This is a genomic window from Ulvibacterium sp., assembly GCF_028285715.1.
Classification (GTDB): domain Bacteria; phylum Bacteroidota; class Bacteroidia; order Flavobacteriales; family Flavobacteriaceae; genus Ulvibacterium.
This window is the reverse complement of sequence record NZ_JANQOO010000006.1, coordinates 102218-108890: the sequence shown is the minus strand read 5'-3', so window position 1 is coordinate 108890 and position 6673 is coordinate 102218. Positions and strand designations below refer to the sequence as shown.

Below are 6673 nucleotides of genomic sequence, written 5' to 3'. Positions count from 1 at the left end.
ATCTCCTTTTTCACCTTGGATGCCTTGGTCCCCTTGATCTCCTTTATCACCCTTTTCGCCCTGGATTCCCTGAATCCCTTGGTCTCCCTGATCGCCTTTATCACCTTTTTCTCCTTGGATACCCTGTAAACCTTGGTCCCCTTGATCTCCTTTATCACCTTTTTCGCCCTGGATACCCTGTAAACCTTGGTCCCCCTGGTCGCCTTTGTCACCTTTTTCACCTTGGATGCCTTGGTCCCCTTGGTCTCCTTTATCACCCTTTTCGCCCTGGATTCCTTGATCTCCCTGGTCACCTTTCTCGCCCTGGATACCCTGTATACCTTGGTCCCCTTGATCTCCTTTGTCGCCTTTCTCTCCCTGGATACCCTGGTCTCCCTGGTCGCCTTTGTCACCCTTTACACCTTGAATGCCCTGATCCCCTTGATCTCCTTTATCACCTTTCTCACCTTGGATTCCCTGTAAACCTTGGTCCCCCTGATCGCCTTTGTCGCCCTTTACACCTTGGATGCCCTGTATACCTTGGTCCCCCTGGTCGCCTTTGTCACCTTTTTCTCCTTGGATTCCTTGTGGGCCGGTAAGATCTGAAGTCGTAAAGGAGGTACCGTCCGAATAGTTTATGGTAAACGTTCCATCGGCATTATCTACAAATGAAAAACTTCCGGTTTTACCGGAACCATCACAGAGATTGTTCCACTGTGCACCATTGAAGTAATAGATACATTGGGTATCGGTATTATATACCATGGCCCCATGTAGGGGAACAATACCTTGCATTTGGGAAGTGGAGACACGGGTAAGTACCAAAGCTTTGTCCGTACTTTCCAGCTCTACAATGGAGGCTCGGTTAATGGTATTCGGGTTTTCTCCTATTTTTACCTGTGCGGTTGCGAAGTTAACTCCTATAAGCAGGAGTAGCCATGGTAGTATTTTTAGATCCATTAGGTTATGATTTGGGGGTATTTGGTCTATTTTCCCGTAAAATTAAAAGACAAAGGGATGGGGGTCCTTAAAATGTTGTGTAGCCGCTATAAAATGTTGTGAATGAGGTAATGCCAGCAAATCACCTTGAAAAATGGTACTTAATCGAGGTCCCGAAATTCAATTTTGCTAGCGGGAGAGATACAAAAACCCTTGAAAATCAAGGTTCAAGTCTTCCAGGGAAACGATGTAGAAATAGATTCCAATGGGAAGTCCTTTTTCCCGGGCAATGACCATATTATCCACATTGGAAAATCCATTGAACTCATTTACATAGTTCCTTTTCTCGAATACTTTTAACCCATTTCGGTCATAGATCCGAAGTATATTATTGGGCGATTGTTCCAGTTCCGGGATGACTAAAAATTCGTTTAGACCATCGCCATTGGGTGTAATCAGGTAGTTGTCCAAATCGAGTATATCCGTGGGTTCCCCGAGGGTTCCAAAAGTGATGATCTCATAATTGTCTGGGATAAACGGGGCAGATACCACAAAACCTTGGTTCAGGTCACCCACTGCGCCACCTTCTCCCAGACTTTCCCATCTACCCGTACTTTTGTTCCATCCCATTGGGATAATTGTACCAATATCCTCTGTTATTGCCCCAATATTGCTGCGTTCATTCCAACTAATGCTAATGGTAGAGGACACATTGCCCACGAGCCGCCAAAATTCCACGGTACTTATGGCACCTATATCCCTCGGTCTATTTTCCGTATCAAAACCTTCCTCAAAGGAGGTAGGGTTGTTGGGGTCTTCCAAAAAATAAGCACATTTGGCGGAGGGATTGACCCCTTCGGAATTTAGGATCAAGGGCCGTAATTGGAGATTATCCCCAATTGGGAAGGTAAAATTCTGTTGGCTAATGATTTCGGCATAGCCGTTGACCTTGGAGAAGTTGCCCTCCCCGACATAAAAGGCCTGAGGCAGAAAATTATAGGTCACATCACTCTGGTTTCGGGGGGTCAAAAAATCCCCGGAGATAAAGTTGGTGTTATTGGCATTATCCAGACCAACCTCTAGCAATACCGCACTGTCATTGGCCAGTTCCACATCAAAAAACGAGGGAATAAAGGCCCCGGAAACGGTAAGGGGGGCAAAACCATAAAATCCGGCTAATCCCAGATTTTGGTCAAAAGCCGAATCATTGATTAGATTTGTATGGAAGCCTAGTTGCCCCTGCTCATGAATCCGGATATTGCCACTGTTGTAGAGCGCGGGTTGGGCCATAATGCCTGAGGATTGTAAGAGAACCAGTATGTAAAGGATCTTCCTCATTCGTTACTTATGTTGGCTTTGAGTAGGGCCTTTATTTCCTGGATATCCTTTCTTAGGGCCCGGACTTCTTGGGTCAGGTTATCATTTTCGTTTTGAAGCTGCTCGATCTTCTTTTGCTGGGCTATGGTATGGAGGAACAATTCTTCTATTTTTTCCAGGTTGATTTCTGTAGCCCTATTCACTAGAATACCACCAATTTTTTCTACTTCTTTTGCGGAAGGTACACCAGGGAGATGTTTTTTGGTTTTGATAAATCTCTCAACTTCTTTGAGATTCTTCATTTGATAATCCGGATTCATATCACTGATTCCATCATAATATTTTTGAAATACATAGTCTGGGGTTATGGTTCCGGTCGCTAAAATATTGCCGTTAACATGTAACTTTTGTGTAGGGGCAATACCTATACCAACGTCTTCGGCGGCGTTTATCTGTAAAACCAGAGCGCCCCCTGTTGCAAAACCTAGTTGATCTTCACCAATGCGATACATTCCCGTATTTGTATCACCATTTGTATGAAACCCGTAGCCGGGATTTCCAGCGGTGCCTTCTGATGCGGCAAAGCCATTCCTTGCCCTAACCTGACCATCAACATCTAATTTATCTTGAGGGGTAATACCACCGATACCAACGTTTCCGGAACCACCCAAAATAAAATTATTTCCACCTAGATTATGGGTTCTATTGGCAGATAATGCTAAATCTGTATTAAAAAGGTTTTGTGCACTGGAACCAGCCAGTGCTGCATCGATCCCTGCCAGGTGGGCCTCCACGTCGGGCGTTCCCGCGGTATAGTTGGTGGGCGCTGCGGCTACGGGCACTGCGGCCGCGTTCTGCGCATCGGTGTTGTCGAGATAGGGAGCCAGGTCAATGGGCGTCGCGGCCGGGTTGTTGGTAATGGTCAAAGTGTTCGTTGCCAGGGCAAGGTCCTGAATCTCGTCGGTGGGGTTCCCTCCGCCGACTGCCCACACCACGTCGCCTGCCCCGTTGGTGGTGAGTACTTCCCCTGCAGCCCCTTCCGCTATCTTGGCAGGAGTGACATTGTCGTCAAGGATTTTGATAGTGGTTATTCCGTTGTCCAATACTTGTAATGGGGTGGCGACACCATCTCCAACTATGGTCACCCCATCAGAAGTAACGGCACCACCTGTTCCCGTTGGAAGGTCATCCCAAACGACATTTCCTGTACCCAGCTCTGTTCTTAAAAATTGGCCTAAAACTGCTGAGGGCTCTATTTTAAATGGGTCGGCATTTGTACCAACACCCGTAATTGTAACTCCATCCACCTCCTCGGTAGATCCAGTGGTGGCCGGTAAGTCTACCCATGTAACTGCCGTACCTGCACCATTCGTTCTTAGAATTTGATCTGCAGCCCCTGGTGCTAGTTTGGTATTGGTTACATTGGCGTCCAATATATTAACCGTTTGCACAGCATTGTTGGCAAGCTTTGCATTATCTATGGCATTATCCGCAACCTCAAATTCATCTCCTACCTGACCATTCCCAAAAATAGTAACTTGGTCGGCCAACTCCGTTGAACCACCACCTCCTGCCAAAGCATTTAAATTAATCTCATTACCAATTGTGGCCGGTCGGGTCAATGTCAGTATGTTCGTGGTAGGATCAAAAGCCAAATCCGTTAGTTCGTTGGTATCATCCGTATCATCATTGGCAATATGGTTGGTTAGGTTGGTGGCATTGGCCGTTATACCCGTCTGTAGAGGAGCTGCATTGAACAAGGCACCGCCATCCGTACCTGCAACTATGGAATTGGGTGTATTGGCGCTTACTATGGTTTGTGCGGAGCCCCCTACAGCGGCATCTACATAGGTTTTAACCGCATTTTGGGTGGGGAAAAGAACAGCAGAGTTGCCCAAGGCCACATCATTGGATTTATTGGCCGTGTCCTCCTTTAGGGCAATGGCATTGGCATTGGTCAGGATATTTGCCGTATTGGTATTTACGCCGGTTTCCAAAACGCTATCATCATAAAAGGCCCCGCCATTGTCCGTAATGGCATTGCCCGCCGCCGCACTCACAATATCCCCTCCGGTAATAAAACCTGGGGTGTTTGTAAAATCGGCCAAAGTAAATTCGTCGGTCGCCAAGGCATCCACACCTACGGAATTTTCAGAGAGCTCGTCCCTGCCCACCGAATCATCCGCCAGTTTATTGGGGCCAATGGAATTGTCCTGGATGTCCTCCCCTCGGACACCTCCGTTTACGATTTGGTCGGTACGGATACTGTTGGGGGCCACCTCCAAATTGATGACATCGTCATTTCGCGTAATGAATATCGTACTTATCTGGTTCTCAATGGGATCTGTGGTAAATGTAAGATCTGCCGAATCACACAAGTTGGCCCACTGCACCCCGTCAAAATAATGGATACACTGGGTATCCGTGTTGTAGACCAAAGCTCCCGGATTGGGAGTAATACCTTCCATTTGTTGGGTGTTGATACGGGTAATGACCAAAACCCGTGAGTTGCTTTCCAATTCCAGTACGGAAGCAGGGTCTATGTTCTGAGGATTATCCCCGATTTTAATCTGAGCTTTCGCCATACTACAGGCGAGAAGGCCAATGGACAGGAGCACTATATTTACTTTCATAGATAGACGCTTTATGCCGTGAATGGCGGGACTAACAAAAGTAAAATTATCTACCCACTTACCTAATTTTAGCGGTTAAAATGTGCAGGTATCGCGGTGAAGTGAAAACATTGTTCCACATAGCCCTCGGGGACGGTTCGAACTTATCAAAATTGAGCGGATAATCCCATGAAAAAAGTAGAATTTCGGGAAATTAACAAAAGTTTAGAGACGTGTGTTTTTTTATGAGGATAACTTATACTTTCTTTATCTTTCTTAAAAAAAGTATAATGAGATACCTAATACCCCTGTTGCTTTGCATTTTTTGTAGTAACGCTGGATTGGCGCAGGAGGATGGGCGTACGATTTTACGGGGAAAGGTCTTGTATCGCAACAGTAGCGTTGTTAATGAAAATGTAATCAATACCACCACGGAACGTGCCACGATCACCAATAGCAATGGGGAGTTTGCAATACGGGTAAAGGAAGGTGACGAACTTGTGTTTACCGCGGTAAACTATCAATTGCAAATCGTAAGGATTACAGAAGAAATACTCAAGCGCAACCGTTTGGTGGTAGAGGTGAACGAGAAAGTAACGGAATTGGACGAGGTGGTACTGTCCCCGGAGGACCAAGAACGTTATTTGGAGTTAAGAAACGAGCAACTCAAAGGTTTTGAATACGAAATTGACCGTTCCACGGAGGTAGAGAACATAGCCATGTCGCAAACGGATCGTGGAATGCGCGATGGTCTAAATATTGCCAATATTTTTAGGGCATTGCTGAAGTCGGGCAAAACAGAGGAAGAAAATAGGCCAAGATTAAAGGTCAGTGAAGCGTTGCGACAAATCTACGATGATGAGTTCTTTGTGTTGGATCTAAAATTGCCTCAGGATAAAATCGATGCTTTTTTGTTGTATTGCGATGCCCAGATGCCGGCACAATCTTTGCTGCGAAAGGATAATGAGTTCCAGTTGATCGATTTTCTGGTAACACACAGCGAAACGTTCCGTAAGTCCTTGGATGAGGGAAAATAGTACAATTTTTATATGTTTTCTTATTTGCGCCATTTCCATGGAGGCCCAGTCCCCTTTTTCCAAAAGAGTGGAAGGTCGCGTTTACAGTACGGATGGGGACGTGGCCGCTACCCATGTATTGAACATTACCGCGCAAAAAGCGACCATAACCGATGTAAAGGGCTATTTTTCAATTTCGGCCAAGCTCAATGATACCCTGGTCTTTTCCGCGATCCAATTTAAGCGGAAGGAGCTTGTAGTAAGTCCGAACGTGTTGGAAAGCAAATTTTTACTGATTCCTTTGGAAGAAGCACTCACGGAGCTGGACGAAGTGGTAGTACGCTTATATAATTTGTCCGGCGATATGAGTTCGGATTTGAACTCCTTGGATACAGAATCCGTAGTTACGGCTTCCACCTTGGGATTGCCCAATGCCTATGTGAAGCCCCCAACACAGGCCGAAAGACAATTTTATGAGGCTACTACCGGAGGTGGTATAGTTCCCTTAAATCCCATTCTAAATGCTATTTCCGGTCGTACCAAAATGTTGAAAAACCGGCTAAAACGCAATGCAAAGTATGAACGCACCCAAAGGGTTCGGGAATTTTATCACGATTCCCTTTTTGTAAAGGATTTGAAAATACCCCAGGAAAGTATACCGGATTTTATGTATTTCTGCGAGGTGGATTCCACTTTTCAGGCCATAGTAGATACCCATGATCGGCTAAAGATATGGGAATACATGCGAAAAAAAAGTAGATACTATCGCAAGAATAATGCATTGGACTAATTTATATAAGGCGTTAAATG

Annotated in this window: 4 protein-coding genes and 1 pseudogene; 2 read left to right on the top strand and 3 right to left on the bottom strand. The window is 45.6% G+C overall.

Annotated features, from left to right (window positions below):
• The 3 genes and pseudogenes from Q0993_RS02310 to Q0993_RS02300 form a co-directional block, all read right to left on the bottom strand.
• Positions 1-939, bottom strand: a pseudogene (locus tag Q0993_RS02310) (hypothetical protein); the annotation flags it as partial.
• A 168-nt stretch (positions 940-1107) separates the two neighbouring features.
• Positions 1108-2256, bottom strand: a complete 1149-nt coding sequence (locus tag Q0993_RS02305; protein WP_299529426.1) for a gliding motility-associated C-terminal domain-containing protein — start codon at positions 2254-2256, stop codon at positions 1108-1110.
• The gene (locus Q0993_RS02300; protein ID WP_299529424.1) at positions 2253-4868 is read right to left on the bottom strand and encodes a bZIP transcription factor; all 2616 of its coding nucleotides are present in this window, start codon (positions 4866-4868) and stop codon (positions 2253-2255) included. Before Q0993_RS02300 ends, Q0993_RS02305 begins: the two co-directional genes overlap by 4 nt.
• A gap of 269 nt (positions 4869-5137) precedes the next feature.
• Here Q0993_RS02300 and Q0993_RS02295 point away from each other — a divergent pair, with 269 nt between their 5' ends.
• Entirely contained in the window at positions 5138-5884 is a 747-nt protein-coding gene (locus Q0993_RS02295) for a carboxypeptidase-like regulatory domain-containing protein (RefSeq protein ID WP_299529422.1), read from the top strand.
• A complete protein-coding gene (locus Q0993_RS02290) occupies positions 5871-6653 on the top strand; it encodes a carboxypeptidase-like regulatory domain-containing protein (RefSeq protein WP_299529420.1) in 783 nt (260 codons plus the stop codon). Before Q0993_RS02295 ends, Q0993_RS02290 begins: the two co-directional genes overlap by 14 nt.
• Positions 6654-6673: the final 20 nt, after the last annotated feature.

What these genes read in the sequence shown, in the direction of transcription:
- Q0993_RS02300 (WP_299529424.1), bottom strand. Translation starts at nt 4,868, where the DNA reads ATGAAAGTAAATATAGTGCTCCTGTCCATTGGCCTTCTCGCCTGTAGT.
- Q0993_RS02295 (WP_299529422.1), top strand. Translation starts at nt 5,138, where the DNA reads ATGAGATACCTAATACCCCTGTTGCTTTGCATTTTTTGTAGTAACGCT.
- Q0993_RS02305 (WP_299529426.1), bottom strand. Translation starts at nt 2,256, where the DNA reads ATGAGGAAGATCCTTTACATACTGGTTCTCTTACAATCCTCAGGCATT.
- Q0993_RS02290 (WP_299529420.1), top strand. Translation starts at nt 5,871, where the DNA reads ATGAGGGAAAATAGTACAATTTTTATATGTTTTCTTATTTGCGCCATT.